This window comes from Aeromicrobium sp. PFPM2_SD2 (assembly GCF_057364525.1).
This window is the reverse complement of sequence record NZ_JBNFNZ010000731.1, coordinates 1-718: the sequence shown is the minus strand read 5'-3', so window position 1 is coordinate 718 and position 718 is coordinate 1. Positions and strand designations below refer to the sequence as shown.

Genomic DNA, 718 nt, shown 5'->3' with positions numbered 1-718 from the left:
CGACGACGACCTCAGCACCAGCTCCGCCGCGCCGACGCGCGCCGGCGAGCGTCGCGGCGAGCGCGGCCTGGAACAGCACGATGGCCATCGCGTCGTTGAACAGTCCCTCGGTCTGCAGCGTGGTGACCAGGCGGCGCCGCATGCCTACCTTGCCCGCGACGGCCTCGACCGCGACCGGGTCCGGCGGCGACACGAGGGCGCCGAGCATGAGGGCGGCGGGGACGCTCATCGTCCCGACGACGGCCCAGGCGGTGCCGGCCACGGCCACGGCGGTGACGACGACGAGCGCGACGGCGAGCAGCAGCAGCGTCCGCCAGCGCATCCGGAAGGTCGACCACGAGCTGCGCTGGGCGGCCGCGAACAGCAGCGGGGGCAGGAACAGCGGCAGGATCAGCTCGGGCTGGACGTGGATCTCGGGGATGCCCGGCACGAAGGCCACGAGCGCCGCGAACAGCAGCATGAGGATCGGGTAGGGGAGTCCGGCCCGCTCGGCCACGCCCACGAGGACGACGGTGCCCACCAGCAGGGCCACGAGCAGGGTCAGGAACTCCATGGGCGGCCTCCGCATTGGTTGACTGAGTGCAACGGTACCGAAGGGCTCCTAGGGGCGGTCGGCCCGCGAGGCGAGCTCGAGCAGCCGGGCGACGCTGCGGCGGGCGAAGGCGACGGGGTCGTGCTCGCCGGCCAGCGCGCCGTAGAGCAGGCCCGCACCGACGAC

Annotated in this window: 1 protein-coding gene; it reads right to left on the bottom strand. The window is 74.0% G+C overall.

The features are described 5' to 3' along the window. Positions 1-553: cation:proton antiporter domain-containing protein (locus tag AC2W7G_RS17760; RefSeq protein WP_485869596.1), on the bottom strand; the 553-nt coding region annotated here is incomplete at its 3' end. Between the last annotated feature and the right edge of the window lie 165 nt (positions 554-718).